Genomic DNA, 22,126 nt, shown 5'->3' with positions numbered 1-22,126 from the left:
CTTTTCCGGACCGTACCGGATTGTTGTACCTGTGGAGATGGCGGGACTCGAACCCGCGTCCAGAACACTGCTCAATAAGGCCACCACACTCATCTCCGGTGCTTTAAGTTTCGCGAACCGGTTACATCGCCGGCAACGTTCGGTTCACTATCCCGAATGTGTATTCATCCGCCCCTTCAGGCAAAAACAGATGAAGCTTACTTGCGCGAACCGAAGCTCAAGCGCGGGTTATGCCATTCTGCGCTTTCAGAGTAAGCGCCTCCGCCGCAGAACGATGGCCGATTAATTAACTTGTGCTAATCAGGCAGCCATTGCATACGAATAATCGTCTGCATCTATTTGTTACATAGACTTCTTTAACGAGTCCGTCCATGCTGAAACTCGGAGTGCAGCATTATTTCACACCTGCCCTGTCGAAAGCCTGTCATCCCCAGTACCAAAACAAAGAACAAGAGTGCCCGAAGGCAACCATATATATACATTTACCAGCAAATAACAACAGCAAAAGAGAGCCGAACGTTCTCTGCGGGGACCCTGGGAGATATTTCACCCCGAAAAAGGATGCCGGCCGGAATCCGTCAGTTAAGACCCGGCAGTTCCGGAGAGTTGGCCACAATACGGTATTCGCCGCCTTTTGAACGTACCGAGCGGCTCCACATGCGTTCGTACTCGCCCCCGAAAACAACCTCTCTGGTCGCCTCGGCGGTATACCACGAGCCCTCTTCGAACTCCTGTTCGAGCTGCCCTGCTCCCCAGCCGGCATAACCGAGGAAAAAACGTATCTCGCTTGGCTGTATCACGCCGGTATTGATGAGAAAACTCAGCTGGTCCTTGTCGCCTCCCCAGTATATACCGTCGAAAATCTCCACAGCGCCGTCAATGCTGTCGCCTCTGGAGTGGATAAAGTGAACTGTATCGACCTGAACCGGTCCGCCCATATGCAGGGGCTCCTCGATCTCCTCAAAACCGGCTATCGCTTCGCATACCTTGAATTCCATGGGCCGGTTGAGAATAAAGCCCATGGATCCCTGTTCGTTATGTTCGCACATGAGCAGAACCGTCCTCTTGAAGTTCGACTCAAGGAGATTTGCCGATGCAAGCAGAAGCTTGCCCGGCCTGAGATGCTCGAATTCGTTTACCATTCCAGATGTCACGTTTTTTTACCCAGATAGTTCAATATTTCCTCTGCGTGCGAGGCCGGAGTCACTTTCGGCCATACCATTTCAATCGTTCCCTGTTCATCGATAAGATAGGTTACCCGGCTGGTTCCCATGTACTCCCTGCCCATGAACTTCTTTTTGCCCCAGACACCATACGACTCGACGATCTTTTTATCTTCGTCGGCCACAAGGCGGAACGGCAACTGGTACTTGTCGGCAAATTTTGCATGCTTTGCACCACTGTCGATGCTCACCCCCAGGACCTCTGCACCTATCTTTTTAAAGTTAGGGAAATTATCGCGAAAAGCGCAAGCCTCCTTAGTACATCCCGGCGTATCGTCTTTGGGGTAGAAATACAGCACCACCTTTTTCCCCCGGTACTCATCGAGAGAAACCTGCCTGCCGAACTGATCCGGCCCTGAAACCGGCGGAGCTGCAGCGCCGACTGAAAGAAGTGTCATCGGTGAAACTTATTTATGTTCCTGAAATGTTTTACCTACTAAATGACAGCCTTCAGCAAAAAGTTTCGCCATAACACCATGATTTCGTACTCATTTTGTCCAGTATGCGGAAAACCGCTTTCAGAGGGAATAATCGAAGGCCGGTCGCGAATGGTCTGCACCGACTGCGGCTGGATTCACTACCGGAACCCGCTGCCGGTAGCCGTTGCCTATACGGTAAACAGGCATAACGAGCTCCTTGTTATCCGCCGGGCCCATGAACCGGCAATCCATGAATGGGCTCTGCCGGGAGGCTTTCTTGAAGAGGGAGAGGAACCTCATGAGGGGTGCCTGCGGGAGCTGATGGAGGAAACCTCTCTCGACGGCCAGGTGGAACGGCTTATCGGCATCTACCACCGCAACGTGGAACTGTACGGATCACTGCTGGTGGTAGCCTACAAGGTAGTCGTCGACGATCACGAGCGCATGGCCCCGAACCATGAGGTATCGGAAGCCGGATTTTTCACCGAATACAACCGTCCGCAGATCAACATTCCCCTGCACCGGCTGATTATCGAGGAGAACAGGCGTTTCGAGGCTCTTGCGGGAACCCCGGGGGAAACCGTTCCGGAAATATCGGGTTCATTCTGAATCCCGGCTTGCGGAGCCTGTCGCAGGGGCGGGCGCGGAGCCTTCAGCCGCTGTGCGGCGTCCTAATGCCCTGCCTGCATCGGCTATATCCATGCCGGAAGGACTCTGAAAAACCCTGAGCCCGAAAAACGGAAGGGATGCAAGCACGTGGTCCATGATATCGGCCTGAACGGCTTCATAGTTCGCCCAGAGAACATCGCTGCAGAAAACATAGATCTGCAGCGGAATACCGTTTTCTTCAGGCTGGAGATGACGGACCAGCAGCGTCATATCCTGATTGATTTTGGGATGGCTGCGAAGATAGGCCATCAGATAGGCTCTGAACGTACCGAAATTGGTCATGCGGCGCCCGTTGAGAGGAACATCGGAAACAAACGCATGCCTGCTGTTATAGTCCTCGATTTCACGGCTTTTCACATCGAGATACTGCTGAAGCAGCGAGACGCTGCGCAGCCTCTGCAGCTGGGCTTCGTCACAAAACGTCACACTCTGCATATCGATGCTGACCGAACGCATGATCCGGCGCCCGCCGGATTCGCTCATGCCCCTCCAGTTCCTGAACCCTTCGGAAATAAGCGCGTATGCAGGAATGACGGTGATGGTCTTATCCCAGTTCTGAACGGACACGGTCACGAGTGAAATATCGCTCACTTCCCCGTCCGCATCGTATTTCGGCATTTCGATCCAGTCGCCGATTTTGACAAGGTTGTTGGAGGTCAGCTGGATACCGGCGACAAAACCGAGAATGGCATCCTTAAAAATGAGAATGATCACGGCGGTAAACGCACCCAAGCCGCTGAAAAAGACAAGCGGAGAAGTACCCAGAAGCCTTGCAATCACGATGACGGCCCCTGAAGCGACGATAACGGTTTTCAGCACCTGGATGAAACTCTTCAGGGGAAGCCGTTCGGATACCGGATGCTCATTGTAGAATTCGAGCAGGGAATCGAGGAAACTCAGACAGACAAGAATAACGATAATCGTGAGATAGATCGTCAGCACCAGCTGTACGGGCTGAACGGCATCGGGATAATACCGGAAAACAGGGTGAGCTGCATTATAGAGCAGAACCGGAGGCACCATATGGGCTATCCAGGCGAAAACCCGGTGGTCGAGAAGCATGTCATCGAAGGAGGTTTCGCTTTTCCGGGCGACAAGAGCGACCACTTTCAGAAGAATCTTTCGGGTAACGATTTCAGCGAAAAAGACCAGAATTACCGCCAAACAGAGCAGGAGAACCGTTGCGAGCAGCTCTGCCTGGCTGCTGCCGATTCCATACCGCTCCAGATAGATGCGAAAACCGTCCATTGTACCGTTCCCTGTAGTTTTATGCTTCCCGTGCCGCAGGAAGGGTAACGCTGAAGGTCGACCCCTGATTGATTCTCGAACGGACGCCCACATGCCCCTTATGGGCGAGCACGATATGCTTGACGATGGCGAGTCCGAGTCCCGTACCTCCGAGCTGGCGCGAACGCGCCTTGTCTGCGCGATAGAACCGTTCGAAAATACGATTGAGGTGGGCCTGCGCAATTCCGATACCGTTGTCTTCGATCTCCATGGTAACCTCCTCGCCGGAACGGAAAAGCGAAATCCGTATGCGTCCGTTGAGATCGTCGGAATACTTGACGGCATTGTCGAGGAGATTGCGCACAACGATATCGAGATATCCCGCATCGCCGAAGACTTCGGCAACTTCCGGCTGGTAATTGCGTTCAATGCGTATCTGTTTTTTCGCGATGGCCGGCATGAGCAGTTCAACGTTCCGGTCGATAATGCCGCGCAGGTCCACAGGGGAGAAGGTGTACTGGATTTTCCCGGATTCGATGCTCGACAGATCGAGCACATCGTTGACCAGAGCGGTAAGCTGTTCGCTCTCCTTGAGAATGATCTGAAGAAAAGCCGCCGCGTGCTCGGAATCGTGCATGGCCCCTTCGAGCAGCGTTTCGGTATACCCCTTGATGCTGGTGAGCGGCGTGCGCAGCTCATGGGAAACGCTCGAAACAAAATCCCGCCTGACCCGTTCAAGGTTCCGCAGCCTGGTGATATCGTTGAACACGAAAACCGTCCCCTCGGGGTGGTTCCCCTTCATAACCGGCATGGAACTGATCTGCATGATTCTGGTGCCTTTGGCGGTCGCAAGCGTAACCTCCTCCTTGAGAAGCGTGCTTCTTTTTTCGTGAACACCCTCAAGCAGCTCCTGAAGTCCCCGGTCGGAAAGTGTCTTGAGCGGCCTGGATGCGCGAATGGATACCTCAATGCGGAAAAGGCGGGATGCGACAGGATTGACCAGAATGATCTCGCCCGAGGCATTGGTTACAATGATGGCTTCGCGTATGCCTGAAAACACCGCCTGATACCACTCCTCCTGTCGCCGGTGCCTGGTGATCTCCTCCGAAAGGTAGTTGATGCCCCGTGCCAGCTTGCCGATTTCGTCGTTGCGATGTACCGGTATGATGCCGCTGAAATCGCCGTGAACCCGCTTTTCAGCGGCTTCGGCAAGCCGCTGAAGCGGCCGGGCGAGAATAAATGCGGTTATCAGGCCGGCAAGCAGGGAAAACAGCAGCGCCCAGAACAGCCCGGCTTCCAGGCCTTTGCGCACCTCGGTTTCAAGTGCGCCGATATCGCGTACCGGTTTGGCGAAACGCAGCACCCCGTAGCGTTCGGGCTTGCCGAGGGAAACGGCCATGTAAAGCATGTTTTCGCCAACGGTTCTGCTGTAGCGGATATGCTGGCCGTACCCGGTTTTCAGCGCCGCCGCTATTTCGGGCCTGCGGAGGTGGTTTTCCAGGGAACCGAGCTTCGAAAGCGGAACGTAGGAGTCGCCCGCAACACGTCCGTCCGGGGTGACGAGGGTAACCCTGAGATCGAGAGTCCTTCCTGTACGGTCCGCCCAGAGATCGGATGCCGACAGGGCATCCCACTCCGCAGGACGCTTTTCAAGCATCTGGCTGCTGAGAAGAAGCTCCCGGTGAATTTCCTGCCGGATACCTTCGAGCAGGATCTGGTTGATAAGACGACCCTGCGAAAAATAGCCGAGTGCCGCAGTAAAAAAAACAAGCAGACCGAAAACGATGCCGAGCCTTACCGATACCCTGGCAAGCATCTCAGGCTTCCTCTCCCTGCTCTTCGAACTTGTAACCGAGTCCTCTGACGGTTTTGATCATTTTTCCGGTCTCCCCGAGCTTTTCGCGAAGTCTGGTGATATGGGTATCGATGGTTCGGGTATTGATGGTTTTATCGACATCCCAAACGTCGCTCAGAAGCATCTCGCGCGACTGGGCCTGCCCGCGTCGTTTGAGCAGGGCGACGAGCAGCTTGAACTCCATGAGGGTCAGCACCAGACCCTTCCCGTCGAGGGTGACCTGGTGGCGGCTGATATCGACATCGAGACCTCCTGCGCTGAGCACCTCCTGAATACCCGCGCGCTGCCGCCGGTCGCGTTTGAGAATGGCCCGGATACGCAGATTCAGCTCCCTTGGGCTGAACGGTTTGACTACATAGTCGTCGATGCCGAGTTCGAAACCCAGCACCTTGTCGATCTCCTCGCCTTTGGCCGTCAGCATGATGATGGGAATATCCTTGAGCATCTGGTGCTCCCGCACCTTCCGGCAGACTTCGAATCCATCGATTCCCGGCAGCATGATGTCGAGCAGCATGAGGTCGAAACTGCGCCGGGCAAGCTGGTCGAGAGCATCCTCGCCCGTGCCGGAAAGATGGAACTTGTATCCGGCGCGTTCGAGATTGTAGCCGAGCAGTTTGGCAAGGTTCTGATCATCCTCGACAACAAGTAGCAATGGTTCAGACATTCGTTGTTGCATTAATTGGTTATTCGCCGGCAAACCGCTCTCCCGCCTTCCAGCAGGCGGCCTCATGATCCTCTTCATACACGACAAGCGGCGGTTTTTCCTTCCGGCAGCGGTCATCGGCAAGGGGGCACCTTCCGGCGAACCTGCAGCCTTCGGGCAACCGGGTCGCGCTCGGTACACTTCCTTCGATAACATGCAGCCGCTCCTTTCGCGAACCGAGACGAGGAATGGATTTTAGGAGACCCCGCGTGTAGGGATGCAGCGGATTGCTGAAAATCCGGCGAACTGCGCCTTTCTCGACAACACCCGAAGCGTACATGACGATAACCTCCTCGCAAAGCTCGGCCACGACCCCGAAGTCGTGGGTGATGAGCATCACGCTCATACCGGTATCGCTCTGCAGCTTGCCGATCAGATCGAGAATCTGTGCCTGCACGGTAACATCGAGGGCCGTGGTCGGTTCATCGGCAATCAGCAGCGCAGGGTTGCAGGAGAGCGCCATGGCAATCATGATCCGCTGGCGCATGCCCCCCGAAAGCTCGTGAGGATAGGATGAAAAGCGCTGTGACGGATCGGGAATGCCGACAAGATGAAGCAGTTCGATAGAGCGCTCCCTGGCCTCCTTGCGCGAAATCCGTCGGTGCAGCAGAATCTGCTCCATGATCTGGTTGCCGCAGGTAAAGACCGGATTGAGGGAACTCATCGGCTCCTGAAAGATCATGGCGATCTCGTTGCCTCTGATCCGCTGCATTCCTTCTTCCGGCAATTTGAGTATATTGTTACCTTTCCAGAAAATTTCCCCTCCGGCAAAGTAGCCCGGAGGCATGGGAACAAGTCTCATGATGGAGAGTGCCGTAACCGACTTGCCGCAACCCGATTCACCCACGATACCAAGCGTGCGGTTCTCGGCGAGCGAAAAACTCACCCCGTCTACAGCTTTTGCCACACCGTATCCGGTAGCATAATAGGTTTTGAGATTGTTCAGTTCGAGAATGTGCATAGACCAGGGTTATAAAGGTCCGGCCTGAATGCCGGGCCAAGCTTGAAAATAGGGTTTGTCAGACTTATATGAAAACGTTATCCGCATTAGACGGCACCAGCATGCCGGTTATAAAAAAACCCCTCCCGTTCCTCTTCGATACCATCCGCCAGAGTGAGCCGTTCCTCCGGCTGAAGCAGTCGCTGGAAACGATCCGGCCCGGACAGCAAGCCCCTGTGGTGCCGGTTACCGTAAAAGGCATCAGCGGTTCCCTGGCATCACTGATCGCCGCAACGCTTTTTCTGGAAACCGAAACCCCTCTTCTGGTGCTCGGCGGACCCGAAAACAGCGAACTGTACGAAAACGATTTCAGTCTCCTTGTTCCTGAAGGCCGGTTTATAGGCCTTGACGACCAGATGCCTCCCGCCATGAAGGCGCTCTCCCAGCAGCAGCCGGTTCTGCTGCTTTCGTCATTCAGCGAACTGCTCGATCCGCTCTGCCGGCCTGACGAGGTTCCGGGAAAGCTCTTCCGGCTCGATCGCGACAAGGATTGCGGCTACGAGCAGCTGAAAATCTTTCTCCGTTCCAACCGGTTCGAGCACCGCGAGTTCGTGGAGGATGAGGGCGAATTTTCCGTTCGGGGATCGATCATCGATATTTTCTCTTTCGGAGTGCAGGAACCCGTGAGAATAGAGTTTTTCGGCGATACCGTCACCTCGATCAGGCTTTTCGACATCAACTCCCAGCTTTCCGGAAAAACCCTCGGCACCATAACCATCACCGGCAACTTCGCCGGCGGCGACGGAAGTGGAGAGACAAAACGGAACACCATACTCGACTTCCTGCCTCCCTCGGCGCTCGTCATCATCGACGACGCAGTGGAACTCGCTGCCGCCGAAGAGCGGGAGGCACTGGAAGAGGCGCTTTCGCCGTTCCGCCAGATACGCATATCTCCGCTTGCCGGCGAAGGAATCGATTTCCGCTCGCAGGCACAGCAGAAATTCATGGCCAACTTCCGCCTGTTTGCCGGCGAGCTTCGGAAAAACGCCGACGGAAACCGCATGCCTGTTTTCGCATCGGCCTCGAAAAGGGAGATCGACGAACTTGCCGAATTTCTCGGCGACGAACTGCACGAGAGCAACGGAGCCAGGCGCATCGGTGTAGACTGGGTGCCGCTGAACCTCCATTCGGGCTTTTCGTTCGAAAAGATCGAGCTGTACAGCGAATCGGATATCTTCGGGAAATTCCACACCCACAAGTCGCACCGGAAGCGAAAGATAAAGGGAATCTCGCTCAAGGACCTGCACCGGCTGAAAATCGGGGACTACGTCGTTCACGAGGATTACGGTATAGGAATTTTCAAATCCCTTGAAACCATAACCGCAGGCAATTCCGAACAGGAGTGCGTACTGGTCGAATACGAGGACGGCGACCAGCTCTTCGTCAATGTCCAGAACATCAACCTGCTTTCCAAATACACCGCCGCCGAAGGCTCGCGCCCCACGCTCTCGAAACTCGGAAGCAGCAAATGGGCGGCAAAAAAGGAGAAGGTCCGCAGGAAAATCAGGGATATCGCCATCAACCTGATACGCCTCTACGCCGAACGGACCATGAAGCCCGGATTTTCGTTCGAGCCCGATTCGATCTTCATGCGCGAGTTTGAAGCCTCGTTCATTTTCGAGGAGACCCCCGATCAGCTCAGGGCGATAGAGGAGGTCAAGGCCGACATGCAGAAACCGCACCCCATGGACCGACTGATATGCGGCGACGCTGGTTTCGGTAAAACAGAAATCGCCATGCGGGCGACCTTCAAGGCCGTGGAATCGAAAAAACAGGTGGCCATCCTGACCCCGACAACCATTCTTGCCCACCAGCATCTTGAGTCCTTCGAACGCCGGTTCGCCAATTTCCCGGTTTCCATAACCGTACTCAGCCGGTTCGTACCGAAAAAAGAGCAGCTGGAACGGCTGAAGAAAATCGAAAGGGGCGCAATCGACATCGTGATCGGCACACACCGGCTGGTCTCCAAGGATGTCCGGTTCAAGGACCTCGGGCTGCTCATCATCGACGAGGAACAGCACTTCGGTGTAGAAGCCAAGGAGCGGCTCAGGGAGCTGTATCCGGAGGTGGACACGCTCACCATGTCCGCGACGCCGATTCCCAGGACACTGCAGTTCTCGATGCTCGGCGCAAGGGATCTCTCGATCGTCTCGACTCCGCCGAAAAACCGGCAGCCCGTGGAAACCGTCATTTCGGACTACGACACCGCGGTCATCCAGTCGGCCATCGAACGGGAAATACGCCGGCAGGGTCAGGTATTCTTCCTGCACAACCGCATCAACGACCTCGAAGAGGTTCAGCACAAGCTCCGCGAGCTGGTGCCTTATGCAAGAATCGTCTGCGCTCACGGCCAGATGCCTTCCCGCGAGCTTGAAAAGATCATGATGGATTTCATGCAGCAGGAGGTAGACGTGCTGATTTCGACCTCGATCATCGGTTCCGGCCTCGACATCTCGAACGCCAACACCATCATCATCAACCGGGCCGACATGTTCGGACTCTCCGATCTCTACCAGCTCAGGGGACGGGTCGGCCGAAGCGAACGGAAAGCGTTCTGCTACATGATCACCCCCCCGCTGCACACCCTCAAACGCGAAGCCGTGCAGCGCCTGGCCGTTATCGAAAGCTTTACCGAGCTGGGCTCCGGATTCACCGTGGCGCTGCGCGACCTCGATATCCGGGGAGCGGGAAACCTGCTCGGGGCGGAACAGTCCGGGTTCATTCATGAGCTCGGCTTCGACCTCTACCAGAAAATGCTCGAAGAGACCGTCGCCGAACTCAAATCGACGCACTTCCGCGACCTCTTTGCCGAAGGCGGCGCATCCCCCCTCAAAGCTTCGGGAAGCTGCGATCTGGTCTTTTTCTTCGATGCCCTTATTCCCGACCACTACATTCATGCGGTTCACGAGCGCTTCAGCTTTTACGAAAAAATCTCCAAGGCACGCCACGACCACGAACTGGAAGCCATCCGTTCCGAACTCGTCGACAGGTTCGGCACCCTCCCCGAAGAGGTGGCCAACATGCTCATGCTCTCGAAGCTCAAGCTCCTCGGGGCATCGACCGGCATCACGAAAATCGACATACAGCCCGAAATCTTCACCATCTTCCTGCCTGACAGCACCCAGGAAAACATCGATCATCTGAACTTTTTCCAGTCGCTGTTCCCCTCCGTGCAGCAGCCCTGGATGAAGCCGTTCAGGCCGGGTTTTTCGCTGGAGAAAAAAATGAAACTCGTGCTCCACCGACCAGAAAACACGCCCGCCACGCCGGCAGCCCTTCTTGCGGCTTATACAGACATGCTTCGGCAGCTCAGGGATGCGGCGCAGGAACAGCCTCAATCCGAAGCGATTTCCTGAACATTTTCCCCCATACCCCTGCCGCCCCCGCAACTTTTTACCATTGCCGTCTCGTTACATGATTTGCAAGTGTTCAACTGAATAAGCATAAAACGATACAAGCAATGACTATCACCATAAACAACCGTTCATGTGAAGCGGTAACCGGAGAGCGGCTTATCGATGCAGCCCGGACCAGTCACAGCCATATAGGATATTTCTGCGGAGGCAACGGCATCTGCCAGACCTGTTACGTAAAAGTGCTCGAAGGCGCCGAACTGCTCTCTCCCCTGAGCGAAACGGAAAAAGCCATGCTTTCCGACCGGCTGATCGGGGAAGGCACCAGAATGGCCTGCCTTGCCACCATCGAAAAACCCGGCACCATAAAAGTCCTGAGCGCCGTAGAGGAGGTCAGGGAGATGTTCGAAACCGCTCCCCACCTGCTTCCGGCCTATTCTGCAAAAATGGGATGGGAGTCGCTGGTGAAAATCCCCGAGACCGTCGCCCTGCAGATCAATCGCACAATCCAGGGCAAATTCGACCTCGTGCAGATTTTCTCCGACGTCGTCAGAGGTATCGGCGATGCCCTGCAGCTTGTTGCCGAAGCGTTTTTCGGAACGCCCGACGGGAAAGCGAAAAGCGCGATCTCCCCTGAACAGTGCACCGGGAAACTGCTCGACAGGGAGGGCCTGAATCATCTCCTTTCGGGATGCTGCGCAGGCAGTACCACATCCCGCCAGCCCATGACCGACAGGCACACGGCGGCGGCGCCTCATGCAGGCAACAACGGCGTGCCTGCATGAACCCCTCAAGAAAAGAGGCCCCGTACAGAGGGCCTCTTTTGCATGACGGACCGCACAAAAGACCGACAGGCCAAAACCCCGGGCACCGGCCGGCCAGTGATTGCGGTGTGATGAAATTGATTATATTTCGTATTGAGGGGTAGTATAACAACCTGTTCATCACTAACACTCTACAGCCATGATCATCTACATCAACGACAGACCCGGCGAAGCGGCGGCTGGCGACCTGCTCCTGCAGGCGGCACAGCGACATAACGCCCATATAGGATGCATCTGCGGCGGTAACGGCATATGCCAGAGTTGCTTTGTATATGTAAAGGAGGGGGCGGAACTGCTCTCACCGCCGAGCGATGAGGAAAAGGCATTTATTTCCGATCGGCTTTTCCAGGAGGGCGGCCGGCTGGCCTGCCAGACGGTCATCACCGGCGAAGGCACCATCCGGGTGCTCACAAGAGCGGAAAATCTCAGAAGGATCGTGCTCGGGCTCAACGTTCCGGGCTTCATCACCTATGCCCGGACCATCGGATACAATGTGATCACGAAGCTTCCGGGCGGTGTGGCCAATCTCGCCTCTCGCGTCAGGGATGGCCGGCTCAACCCCCTGGATTCCATAGGAAAAATCGCGGGCGGGCTCCGGTACGGCGCCGGGCTTGCCGTTCATACGGTGACGGAAACCCTTCCTGTGCTGCAGGCTCCGGTCTCTCTTGTTTCGGAAGTACTGCAATCGCCCGTATCACTGGTCTCCGGGGCGCTGGAAGGCCCGGCCTCACTCATCTCGGGAGCGGTCGGCGGCATCTTCCATGCAGCTTCCGGTTTGCTCTGCGCGATTTCGGGAGGACGTATCAGCCTGCCCGGATCGACCTGCACATCCGCGAATGCGCCGCAGGCGAAAGCCCTTGAAAGCGTAACCATAACGGTAAAATAAACCTCTCGCTGCCGGGGCGGACCTTCGGGCCTGCCCCGGAATTGTAACTCTTGCTAAACGAATCCTCGATGGGCTACGGTTGTGATTTCGAGTTTGACCTTGGCGTCAAAACACTTGAACGATGGCTGATCAAGCCGGAAAAAACCATGAACATTTCCCTCGGGATTCCCAGGGAAAGAGCCCAGGACGAACGGCGTGTAGCTATCTCGCCGGCGGGCGTCCAGATACTGAGCGAACAGGGCATCCGGGTGATCGTGGAAACAGCGGCCGGGCATTTCTGCAACTTTTCCGACAGCGATTACAGCGAAGCCGGCGCAATCATCGCCCCTTCGCCGGAAGAGCTTTTCAGCCAGTCGAACGTCATTGTAAAGGTCTCCCCTCCGCAGCCGGAGGAGCTGCCGCTCTTCACCCCTGGCCAGATGCTCATTTCGGCGCTGCACCTCGGCACGGTCAGCCGGCATCTGATAAAAACGCTGCTTGAAAAAAACGTAACCGCGCTGGGCTTCGAGTTCATAGAAACGCGCGACGGCGAGCTCCCCATCGTAAGAACCCTGAGCGAAATAGCCGGATCACTGGCAATCCAGACCGCAGCGAAATATCTTGAAACAGGCTACGGAGGAAGCGGCATTCTTCTGGGAGGCATTGCCGGAGTACCTCCGGCCAACGTAACCATTATCGGCGCGGGAACCGTGGGGCTGTTCGCCGCCCAGGACGCCCTCGGTCTTGGAGCCCAGGTGACGGTGATCGACAAGGAGATCAACCGACTGCGTCGGTTCGAGGCCTTTTTCAACCGCCATCTGGTAACGGCGATCGCCAACGACCACTATATTTCCGAGCTTGCAAAAACATCCGACGTCCTGATCGGAGCACTCAGCCCGAAAAAGAAAATCATCCATCCGCTGGTGAGCGAACAGGTCGTGAAGTCGATGCGGCCGGGATCGGTCATTATCGATGTATCCATAGACCAGGGGGCGTGCTTCGCCACAAGCCGCCACACCTCCCATACCAATCCGATCTACGTCAAACACGGAGTCACGCACTACTGCGTCCCGAACATCCCTTCCGCGGTTGCGAAAACCGCGTCGTTCGCCCTCACCAACACCCTGCTCCCCTTCCTTCTGAAACTCACCGAACATGAAACCGTTGCCGACATACTGTGGAAAAGCCACAGCCTGAGAAAAGGCACCTATCTGTTCAAAGGGTACGTAACCAAGAAAATCCTCTCCGAACTGACCGATTTCCCCTTCAGGGAGATCGACATGCTGCTGGCCGCAAGCTGAAAAGAAAACCCGCCAGGAACCCGTCTTCGGCTCCGGATAAACGCCGCACCACCACCACCACCAGCCCGAGCCCCTTACAGGGGCGCGAGTGTCAAGCTCCGCAAAGGAGCGCGAGTATCAAGCTCCCTTCAGGGGATGCGAGTGCCATGTCCTCTTACAGGGAAGGAAGTATCAAAGATAATCGAGAGGCTTTCCCAGCCTGCGCGCCACCAGTGAAGCGCACGACACCCCGGAATAGGTCACCGCAATGACACCCTGGCCCGGAAAGGTGCTGTCGCCGACGGCAAACAGGTTTTTCACCAGCGTGCGGTTCTGCGGTTTCTGCAGAATATTCTGGCCGGGCTTGAGCATGGGGCCGTATGAGCCTTTCCAGCGGTTCAGGTAGCGTTCGTGGGTCTGTGGAGTCGCCAGAACCTTCAGCTTCACTGCGCTCAGGAGACCCGGAAGGATTTTTTCCGTCCGGGCGATGATCGAATCCGCATAGCGCTCCTTCGCCTCGCGGTACCCGGCGCTGCCGCGCCCGTACCGATCCCACATATCGGTTTCCGAGGTCACGAACGCATGCACGATGTGCCGACCAGGCGGAGCGAGCGACGGATCGAGAATGGTGGGTGCGGAAAAATAGATGGTGCCCCCGGGCGTATTGTAGGCGCTCCAGTCGTCGACGAGAATATGGTGCACGTTGAATCCCTCGGGAATGACCGCGGCATCGACGCCGAGGAACATCTGGAACCAGCTCGGCGCACGGCGAAACCGCTCTTCGGGCACCCTGTAGCGCGAATCCCTGACCATGCGGTTGAAAGTATCCCACACAGTGGCGTTGGTGATGACCGAACCGGCCAGAACGGTTTCGCCACCAGCAAGCCTGACCCCCCGGGCAATACCGTTTTCCACGATGATTTCGGTGACTTCCGAACGATAGCGAACACGCCCGCCGAACTTCTCCAGACCGCGGCAGAGCGCTTCGGGTATCCGCCCCGATCCGCCTATCGGATAGTTTATGCCGCCATGGTGCCGGTCGGCAAGGCATATCCCTGCGTTTACCAGAGGGGTCGAAAGAGCATCCTGCACCGCCCAGGAATAGGATTCGATATCGATAAAACGGAGCAGTTCCTCGTTACGGATATACTTCCGGGCAGTCCTGCCCATCGAGCGGAAGGTCTTGAGGGCAAGCATGGCGGTCTTGAGCGGGTAGCGCCCGCCAACCGAGGCCAGATGCATCACATCCTCGAGCGAACCGGCAGGAAGGGAGCTGAGAATGTCGTAGACCTCCTCGAGTTCCCTGTAGAAGCGCTCTATCCCCTCTTTCTCGAGAGGAAAGCGGGCGGCAAGGGAGTCGAGAAACTCCTGGCGGTCGAATGAGGCCGCCACATTGAAGCCTTCAGGCAGGTGATAATGGATCTGGACCGGATCCGGCACCGTAGCGATCTCGACCCCGAGTTTACGGAATATCCTGGTATGCAGGTTCAGCGTCCCGCTTTGACCGTTTTCAGAAAAGCCGTAAAAAACCGAAGCTCCGGCATCGAACCTGTAGCCGTCCCTCTCGAATGACGCACAGCTTCCGCCGGGAAAACCGTTTTTTTCGAAAACCACGGTGTGGATGCCTCTTTCCTGAAGCAGCGCGGCGGCAGTCAGCCCGCCGATTCCAGCTCCGATAACAATAACGTCTGCCTGCTCACTCATAGGGTAACATCTGTAGTTTCTGTACACCTCCCTCTCGTTGCCGTGCGCGAACCGGAAAGCCTCGCAACCCGGCAGAGGAACTCATCACGGCTACGGATAACGATTGCCGGCGACAATTGACAACGGCGCCCTTTAATTCGCCGGATCAGTTTGTCTTCTTAAAAATAAATGTTATAAATTAACTATTTAACCGCATAACACCTTGAACCTGCAAGGTTCAGTGCCGACTGCCGGTATAAAGAACAAACCATGTTATGGATACTCACGAATCCCCAGAGAAAAAAAAACAGAAACAGGGCAAGGAAACCCTTACCCGTGAAGAACTGAAAAAACAGCAGGAGTTTCAGGAAGAAGCTGTTGCCCACATCAACTCACTCTATAACTACGCGCTGCATCTGACCATGAATCCCGACGATGCAGAAGACCTTGTCCAGGAAACCTACCTCAAGGCCTACAAATTCTTTAATTCTTTTGAACGGGGAACAAACTGCAAGGCATGGCTGTTTAAAATCCTTAAAAATAACTATATCAACAGATTCCGCAAGAACTCGAGGGAACCGGGCAAAGTTGATTACGATCTTATAAAGGATTTTTATCATTCGATAAAGGATACGAGAAGCGACACGAGCGAAACCGATTCCGACTATTTCCATTCGCTCATGCACGAAGAGGTCTATCAGGCGCTGCAATCGCTGCCTGAGGAGTTCAGGGAAGTGATACAGTTGTGTGATATTGAGGGATTCACCTACGAGGAGATTGCCAATATGGTGGAAAGCCCTATCGGGACAGTAAGGTCAAGGTTGTACCGCGGCCGTAAACTGCTTCGCGGTCAACTTGAAAACTATGCCAGAAAATATGGCTTTAATACCGATAAAGAAGAAGAGTAACACAATACACATCCAGACCTTTTTTACTATGAACTGCAAAAAAGCCCGAGTGCTCATGAGTTGCGCACTTGACGGGGAGCTGACGCCAAAGGAGGAGCAGGAGTTTCAGCAGCATCTTTCCGAGTGCATGGCGTGTGCCGAAGAGTTCACCGAAGCAAAAAAGACCAAACTGATTATCCGTGAGAAAATCGTACGATTCAAAGCTCCCCAGTCGCTTGTCGATTCCGTGCTCCAGCTCGGAATCATTTCAAGCCGGCAGACCGAAGAAGCCCTCATGTTCGATCAAATTTCATGATTTCCGTCAAAGCCCTCATAATGGGGCTTTTTTGGTTTGAATAATATGAATTTATAGCTATATAGCCATAACGCCACAAATGGCGTCATCATTCTCCCGTGAAGGGCAGTGATGACCTGCATGCACCAAAATGATTGTTATGGGTAAAACGATTACGATATCCGAAGACGAAGTAAAGAAGTGGAATCTCAATATGCCTGATGAAATGCTCGAAGCCGTATCGAACCGCTTCAAGCTGCTTTCGGAGCCTATGCGACTGAGAATTCTTCGGGTGCTTTGCGAACGGGAACGTACCGTTCAGGACATCGTTAAAGAGGTCAATGCGAGTCAGGCCAACATATCGAAACATCTTGCCCTCATGCACGACAACGGGGTGGTCCACCGTCGAAAAGAGGGGCTTAAATGCTACTACCGCATCGCCGACGACAGCATTATTTTCGCCTGTTATCTTATTTCGAAAAGTGTGGTTGAAAACCTGCAGGACCGCCTGAGCTGGATTCAGAAGGTCAACAGCAATCTTACTGCCTGAGCCCTGCACCGTCGCCCCGAAAACCTAACGATCTCTTCCCCGAAGGCGCATTCACCATGTCCCGTGCCCGAGCCCTCTCTTTTCCTTCTCTGTATTCCATCTCCATCTTCCGTCCGCGTCTCAATGCCTTTCACCGTGGCGTTCAGCTTCCGTTCCCTGAGCAACGGCATGGCAATACCGACCGAATCTGACACGATTTCAAGAAAAACTCCTTCCTGGTATGACAAAATACCCATATATCTGACAAAAAGGCGCTTCTGACGCACCGGAAATCCGCAAAAACAGGTTTGGCACGCTACTTGTTGATCTAATGGCGTACAGATGCATACACTGTTATAAAAAAACAACGTCAGTCAACATTACACCATGGAGGACACAGAGATGCTTGTCAAATTGGCAAAAGACCCCCTGAGACTTTTCGACGATATCTGGTCGGGCAACCAGATGGCTCCGGCCAGCGCACCGGCATTCAAGGTCGACATATCGGAAGACGAACACGCCTTTCACATCGACGCCGAACTTCCCGGCCTTTCGAAAGAACAGATCGCGCTGAACATCGAAGACGACGTGCTGACCATCAAGGCTGAACGCAAACAGGAATCGGAAGAGAAGAAAAAGGATTTCCACCGGATTGAACGATCATACGGCAGTTTTTCAAGAAGCTTCAATCTCGGAGAGATGATCGACCAGGAAAACATCGGCGCCGATTTTGAAAACGGCGTGCTGCATGTTACCCTGCCGAAAGCGCAGCCGGTAAGAAAAACCAAGGAAATATCGATCAGGTAAACAGTTTCACCAGTCCGGCATCCACCCCTCCGGGGATGAAAGCCGGATAATCTTTCATTACACAATCAGGAAAAAGGAATTACAACTATGGGAAAAATTATCGGTATCGACCTCGGAACCACGAACTCGTGCGTAGCCGTCATGCAGGGCACTCAGCCGACGGTTATCGAAAATTCCGAAGGAAACCGTACGACTCCCTCTATCGTTGCTGTAACCAAAACGGGCGACAGGCTTGTCGGCCAGGCGGCGAAACGCCAGGCAATAACCAATCCGAAAAATACGGTATCCTCGATCAAGCGTTTTATGGGACGCAAATATGAGGAAGTGCCAAACGAGAAAAAGCTGGCTCCGTACGATATCATCAACGAAAACGGCGAAGCCCGGGTAAAGATCAACGACAAGATCTACTCTCCGCAGGAAGTTTCTGCAATGATCCTGCAGAAAATGAAACAGACTGCCGAAGACTTCCTCGGCGAAAAGGTCACCGAAGCCGTCATCACCGTTCCGGCGTACTTCAACGACGCACAGCGGCAGGCAACCAAGGACGCGGGCAAAATTGCCGGTCTCGACGTGAAGCGGATCATCAACGAACCGACAGCTGCCGCGCTTGCCTACGGTCTCGACAAAAAGCAGGAGAACGAAAAGGTCGCGGTTTTCGACCTTGGCGGCGGAACGTTCGACATCTCCATTCTCGAACTCGGAGACGGCGTTTTCGAAGTGAAGTCCACCGACGGCGACACCCATCTCGGCGGAGACGACTTCGACCAGAAAATCATCGACTTCCTTGCTGACGAGTTCAAGAAGCAGGAAGGCATCGATCTTCGCAGCGACGCCATCGCCCTGCAGAGGCTCAAGGAGGCAGCCGAAAAAGCCAAAGTCGAGCTCTCGTCGAGAACCGACACGGAAATCAACCTTCCGTTCATCACGGCAACCCAGGAGGGCCCCAAACATCTGGTCATCAACCTGACAAGGGCGAAATTCGAGGCCATGAGCGCCGACCTGTTCGAGAAAATTCTCGAGCCCTGCCACCGCGCCGTTAAAAATTCGAAGCTCGAGATGAAGGAGATCGACGAGGTCGTGCTGGTGGGCGGTTCAACCCGTATTCCGAAAGTACAGGCCCTGGTCAAGGAGTTTTTCGGCCGTGAGCCAAACAGAAGCGTCAACCCCGACGAGGTTGTGGCTATCGGTGCAGCCATTCAGGGCGGCGTGCTCAAGGGCGACGTGACCGACGTGCTCCTGCTCGACGTAACACCGCTCTCGCTCGGCATCGAGACGCTCGGCGGCGTGATGACCCGGCTTATCGAGGCCAACACCACCATTCCTACCAAGAAACAGGAGGTATTTTCGACGGCTGCCGACAGCCAGACATCCGTTGAAGTCCACGTGGTGCAGGGTGAAAGGCCCATGGCTGCCGACAACAAAACCCTCGGACGTTTCCACCTTGGCGATATTCCGCCGGCGCCAAGAGGCATTCCGCAGATCGAGGTGACCTTCGACATCGACTCGAACGGCATCCTGAGCGTATCGGCAAAAGACAAGGCAACCGGAAAGGAACAGACCATCCGGATCGAGGCCAGCGGCAAACTCAACGATGCCGAAATCGAAAAAATGAAGCAGGACGCCAAGGAGCATGCGGCAGAAGACCAGAAAAAGAAGGAGGAGATCGACATCCGCAACGCGGCAGACTCGCTGATCTTCAGCACCGAAAAGCAGCTCGCCGAACTTGGCGACAAGATTCCGGCCGACAAAAAACCGCGTATGGAGGGCGCTCTTGAAAAGCTGAAAGAGGCCTACAAGAACGGTACCGCCGAATCGATCAAGTCCGCAATGGACGACCTGAACAAGGAGTGGAGCGATGTAGCCTCCAACCTTTATCAGACCCCGGACGCTGGCGCTGGCGCTCCCGGAGCTTCCGGCCCTTCGGCCGGCGGCGGCGACCAGGGCGGCAAGAAAGGCGGAGAGGGCGAGGTCGAAAACGCCGAGTACGAAGTGATCGACGGCAACGACAAGTAAACCGCAAGCCGCTGAAACATCACGCTCGTAACAGCACGAACGCAGTAAACAGGCAAGCCCCGGAAAGAAAAACCGGGGCTTGCCTGTTATACATGAAAACCGGTTTCTCCGTCACCGGAACGAAACCGTACGAACCACCGCTATTTGGCGGTATTGCTCCACTCGATCTTCATGATTGCCGGAGCGCAGCTGTTGTACTGCAGGGTGTGCATCTTGCGGGCATGATCGAAAACGGTCAGCAGGTAGCGATCTCCGCTCTGGTCGGTGAAGTAAAGGTACATGGATCCCGATAACATGCCTTTCGGGCCCTGGGCATCGACCCTGAGGCAGTATTCGTAGACTCCCGACGTCTTGTCGAGCCGTATACCGAAAACCTTCGCGTCGTCGTTGGCAACCATGCAATCCGACAGGTCTGTCTTTCCGTTGAGCACCACATTCTCACCAGGATTGAGGCCGCCGGTTGCCGAAACCGCAAAGGAATTCACTCCGCAAGCCCCCTTGAATGTGCCCGCCACGGATCCCGGTGTGACGCTGAAACGTACGAAAAGCGGATGGCCGGTTGAGGGCACCTGGCCCGGCGGCAGCCACGGTCCATCGCCTGCTTTCGCCTGAAAACCGCTCCCTCCCGAACAGCTGTTCGGGTAGATGCCCGTCGGGCAGTCGAAGTTGAAGGTCGCCACCGTACCGCCGTCGTCGCGGTAGGTAACCGTTGCGTCCGAACCATGTGGAGGAACGAGGTTCGGATAATCCTGCAGCCATAGGGTGGAAAAGGAGCCCGCCTTGATGCACCTGGGCAGCTCCACGAAGTGACCGTGGCCGACTTCGGTTCCCACACACCACAGGTCCTTCGTATTGGGGCTGTTGTCCACCCGAACGTAGCAGGAGAAGTCCATGCAGGGCTCGACCAGGATAGATGCTGACGGAGCCTCGAAAGGGTTCACGGCTATACCACCCCCGCGCCTGACTGCCTGCATGTTTTTCACGACCGGAGGCGAATCGAGACTGACCGTGGCGTAGGAGACGAAACGTCCGGGCATGTCGGCGCTGGAGGGGCACATGAAACCGGTATTGACGTAGTTGACCATCGACGTTCTGAGCTTCGAAACCGATGCATGCGTATGGCCCAGCACGACAAGGTCGGCGTTGCGTCGGAAGGCTTCTCGCTGCGCGAACCACCCCATGAAGGATGAGTCGTAGTCGGCCATTGCTGCCTTGGTGGCAACAAGCAGTCCGTTCTCGCCCCCGCCGTTCTCCGTTATCCAGCGTGAGAACAGGCTTTTGTAGGCCTGTTTGACCCCGCTCAGGGTGGTTGTCTGGTGTTCGGTGATCCGAATGGGCGCCGATTCCGATATGCCGAGCTTGCCCGCAATGCCGTCGATCAGCGCGTCGGAGAGAGAAACGTCGAGCGACTTCAGCGCATGCTTGATGATCGAGAGCACATCGATGCCGTTGGGGTACCCCTGATCCTTCAGGTCGGAGACGTTCTGGCCTGGTTTCAGGTGCGACTTCCAGTAGGTAGCCACGCTTCTGGTCACGAAGTGCCCGACCGGCAGCGGTGCCCACATGGTTGCGGGATCGGGGGCGTTGAAAAGCGTAAACTCGTGACCGTGAGTCATGAGCACCCGGCTATCCCCTGCCGGATTGTAGAATTGTCGGGCATAGCGGAGACGGTGACCGCCGGGACTGGTGATGGAGGCGACATCGGCTTCGGTAACTGCCATGTCGTGATTACCGGGAATGTAGGTCACCGCTCCGTCGAGCGCATCGAGCACCCTTGCGAGCACCCCTTTCTGACTGAAAATAGCAGGATTTTTTGCAGTGATCTCTGCGAACGTCGGAGGCACTGCATCGAAAGGATAGGTCCACATATCGACAACATCACCAAGCAGCACAAGCTCGCGCACTGCGGCGGCGTTGTCTGCGATGGCGTCGAGTACCGTTATCAGATACTCGTCATGAATGGCGGACTGATACCAGCAGGTCGGCGAATTGTCGCCGATATGGATATCGCTCAGGACCACCACCTGTTTTTTCATGGCACTCTCCTTTTTATTTTTCGTTGACTGGCAAGCGAAAAGAACAGGAGAAGCCGCCCGGTGTTCGAAAGGGGAAAAACCACGCCTTACCGGCTGGTGAAAAAACGATGGCGTAACAGGGGTAAGGACCCGGTTCTTTTGAGTCAGTGGGGGGCTTCATCAAAAAAACACTCTCTGTAAGAGTACGGAAAAAAGCGAATTATCCGACAAGACCTGAAAACAGCATCCTGAGATATTTATCACTTTCACTTGCATAAAAGCCACGAAAACTTGTTTCCGCAGAATCTCTCCTCTACCTTCACACTTGTTAAGCAAAAAAAGCACGGTGAGTTTCATGGCGCCAGCCATGAGACTCACTTTCATCGATGCGGGTTTACAGGCGCCAGCCTGAAACCCGCATTCGCTTTTACCGGCCGCACGGCAGGCCTTCTGAACGCTCGCACAACGACTCGACACTC

At 55.2% G+C, this 22,126-nt stretch carries 19 protein-coding genes and 1 other RNA gene; 10 read left to right on the top strand and 10 right to left on the bottom strand.

Annotated features, from left to right (window positions below):
- Nucleotides 1-29 precede the first annotated feature (29 nt).
- From ssrA to bcp, 3 genes are all read right to left on the bottom strand, one after another.
- Nucleotides 30-432: a transfer-messenger RNA gene (ssrA, locus tag WBP50_RS04290) on the bottom strand.
- A 146-nt stretch (nucleotides 433-578) separates the two neighbouring features.
- The gene (locus tag WBP50_RS04285; protein WP_423931920.1) at nucleotides 579-1,142 is read right to left on the bottom strand and encodes a YqgE/AlgH family protein; all 564 of its coding nucleotides are present in this window, start codon (nucleotides 1,140-1,142) and stop codon (nucleotides 579-581) included.
- Nucleotides 1,143-1,150: 8 nt separating this feature from the next.
- A complete protein-coding gene (gene bcp, locus WBP50_RS04280) occupies nucleotides 1,151-1,621 on the bottom strand; it encodes a thioredoxin-dependent thiol peroxidase (protein ID WP_423931919.1) in 471 nt (156 codons plus the stop codon).
- A gap of 78 nt (nucleotides 1,622-1,699) precedes the next feature.
- On the opposite strand from bcp, the gene WBP50_RS04275 reads away from it, so the two are divergent.
- On the top strand, nucleotides 1,700-2,251 hold the full coding sequence (locus WBP50_RS04275) for an NUDIX hydrolase (RefSeq protein WP_423931917.1): 552 nt from the start codon (nucleotides 1,700-1,702) through the stop codon (nucleotides 2,249-2,251).
- Here WBP50_RS04275 and WBP50_RS04270 read toward each other — a convergent pair.
- Genes WBP50_RS04270 through WBP50_RS04255 form a run of 4 tightly spaced genes read right to left on the bottom strand, consistent with a single transcriptional unit; the run spans nucleotide 2,243 to nucleotide 7,057 of the window.
- Nucleotides 2,243-3,559 carry a mechanosensitive ion channel family protein gene (locus WBP50_RS04270; RefSeq protein WP_423931915.1) on the bottom strand — a complete coding sequence of 439 codons (1,317 nt, stop codon included), beginning with the start codon at nucleotides 3,557-3,559 and terminating at the stop codon, nucleotides 2,243-2,245. The two genes, WBP50_RS04275 and WBP50_RS04270, sit on opposite strands and share 9 nt — an antisense overlap.
- Nucleotides 3,560-3,578: 19 nt before the next feature.
- Nucleotides 3,579-5,354: an ATP-binding protein gene (locus tag WBP50_RS04265; RefSeq protein WP_423931914.1), complete on the bottom strand. Its 1,776-nt coding sequence runs from the start codon at nucleotides 5,352-5,354 to the stop codon at nucleotides 3,579-3,581.
- Between the two features lies 1 nt (nucleotide 5,355).
- On the bottom strand, nucleotides 5,356-6,057 hold the full coding sequence (locus tag WBP50_RS04260) for a response regulator transcription factor (protein ID WP_423931912.1): 702 nt from the start codon (nucleotides 6,055-6,057) through the stop codon (nucleotides 5,356-5,358).
- Between the two features lie 19 nt (nucleotides 6,058-6,076).
- Nucleotides 6,077-7,057: an ABC transporter ATP-binding protein gene (locus WBP50_RS04255; protein ID WP_423931910.1), complete on the bottom strand. Its 981-nt coding sequence runs from the start codon at nucleotides 7,055-7,057 to the stop codon at nucleotides 6,077-6,079.
- A gap of 68 nt (nucleotides 7,058-7,125) precedes the next feature.
- Here WBP50_RS04255 and mfd point away from each other — a divergent pair, with 68 nt between their 5' ends.
- The 4 genes from mfd (at nucleotide 7,126) to WBP50_RS04235 (ending at nucleotide 13,439) form a co-directional block, all read left to right on the top strand.
- Complete coding sequence (gene mfd, locus WBP50_RS04250) at nucleotides 7,126-10,452, top strand: transcription-repair coupling factor (RefSeq protein ID WP_423931908.1); 3,327 nt, start codon at nucleotides 7,126-7,128, stop codon at nucleotides 10,450-10,452.
- Nucleotides 10,453-10,556: 104 nt separating this feature from the next.
- Nucleotides 10,557-11,234, top strand: coding sequence for a 2Fe-2S iron-sulfur cluster-binding protein (locus WBP50_RS04245; protein WP_423931907.1), 678 nt, complete (start codon nucleotides 10,557-10,559; stop codon nucleotides 11,232-11,234).
- Between the two features lie 178 nt (nucleotides 11,235-11,412).
- Nucleotides 11,413-12,159 carry a 2Fe-2S iron-sulfur cluster-binding protein gene (locus WBP50_RS04240; RefSeq protein WP_423931905.1) on the top strand — a complete coding sequence of 249 codons (747 nt, stop codon included), beginning with the start codon at nucleotides 11,413-11,415 and terminating at the stop codon, nucleotides 12,157-12,159.
- 68 nt (nucleotides 12,160-12,227) lie between these two features.
- On the top strand, nucleotides 12,228-13,439 hold the full coding sequence (locus WBP50_RS04235; RefSeq protein ID WP_423931933.1) for an alanine dehydrogenase: 1,212 nt from the start codon (nucleotides 12,228-12,230) through the stop codon (nucleotides 13,437-13,439).
- A 171-nt stretch (nucleotides 13,440-13,610) separates the two neighbouring features.
- Here WBP50_RS04235 and WBP50_RS04230 read toward each other — a convergent pair whose 3' ends face one another.
- The gene (locus WBP50_RS04230; protein ID WP_423931904.1) at nucleotides 13,611-15,122 is read right to left on the bottom strand and encodes a phytoene desaturase family protein; all 1,512 of its coding nucleotides are present in this window, start codon (nucleotides 15,120-15,122) and stop codon (nucleotides 13,611-13,613) included.
- Between the two features lie 254 nt (nucleotides 15,123-15,376).
- Between WBP50_RS04230 and WBP50_RS04225 the strand changes: the two genes are divergently transcribed.
- The 5 genes from WBP50_RS04225 (at nucleotide 15,377) to dnaK (ending at nucleotide 19,632) form a co-directional block, all read left to right on the top strand.
- A complete protein-coding gene (locus WBP50_RS04225) occupies nucleotides 15,377-16,009 on the top strand; it encodes a sigma-70 family RNA polymerase sigma factor (protein WP_423931903.1) in 633 nt (210 codons plus the stop codon).
- A gap of 28 nt (nucleotides 16,010-16,037) precedes the next feature.
- The gene (locus WBP50_RS04220) at nucleotides 16,038-16,304 is read left to right on the top strand and encodes a zf-HC2 domain-containing protein (RefSeq protein WP_423931902.1); all 267 of its coding nucleotides are present in this window, start codon (nucleotides 16,038-16,040) and stop codon (nucleotides 16,302-16,304) included.
- A 139-nt stretch (nucleotides 16,305-16,443) separates the two neighbouring features.
- A complete protein-coding gene (locus WBP50_RS04215; RefSeq protein WP_423931900.1) occupies nucleotides 16,444-16,833 on the top strand; it encodes an ArsR/SmtB family transcription factor in 390 nt (129 codons plus the stop codon).
- A gap of 381 nt (nucleotides 16,834-17,214) precedes the next feature.
- Nucleotides 17,215-17,619, top strand: coding sequence for an Hsp20/alpha crystallin family protein (locus tag WBP50_RS04210; protein ID WP_423931931.1), 405 nt, complete (start codon nucleotides 17,215-17,217; stop codon nucleotides 17,617-17,619).
- Nucleotides 17,620-17,706: 87 nt separating this feature from the next.
- Nucleotides 17,707-19,632, top strand: coding sequence for a molecular chaperone DnaK (dnaK, locus tag WBP50_RS04205; protein WP_423931899.1), 1,926 nt, complete (start codon nucleotides 17,707-17,709; stop codon nucleotides 19,630-19,632).
- 140 nt (nucleotides 19,633-19,772) lie between these two features.
- On the opposite strand, the gene WBP50_RS04200 is transcribed toward dnaK, so the two are convergent.
- Complete coding sequence (locus WBP50_RS04200) at nucleotides 19,773-21,668, bottom strand: hypothetical protein (protein WP_423931897.1); 1,896 nt, start codon at nucleotides 21,666-21,668, stop codon at nucleotides 19,773-19,775.
- A 159-nt stretch (nucleotides 21,669-21,827) separates the two neighbouring features.
- Nucleotides 21,828-22,126 (bottom strand): hypothetical protein (locus WBP50_RS04195; protein WP_423931896.1); only part of this gene is annotated, 299 nt, incomplete at its 5' end.

Origin of the sequence: Chlorobium sp. (assembly GCF_049593655.1) — a bacterium.
Lineage (GTDB): Bacteria > Bacteroidota > Chlorobiia > Chlorobiales > Chlorobiaceae > Chlorobium.
The sequence above is the reverse complement of the archived record's forward strand: the minus strand, read 5'-3'. Positions and strand labels throughout refer to the sequence as shown.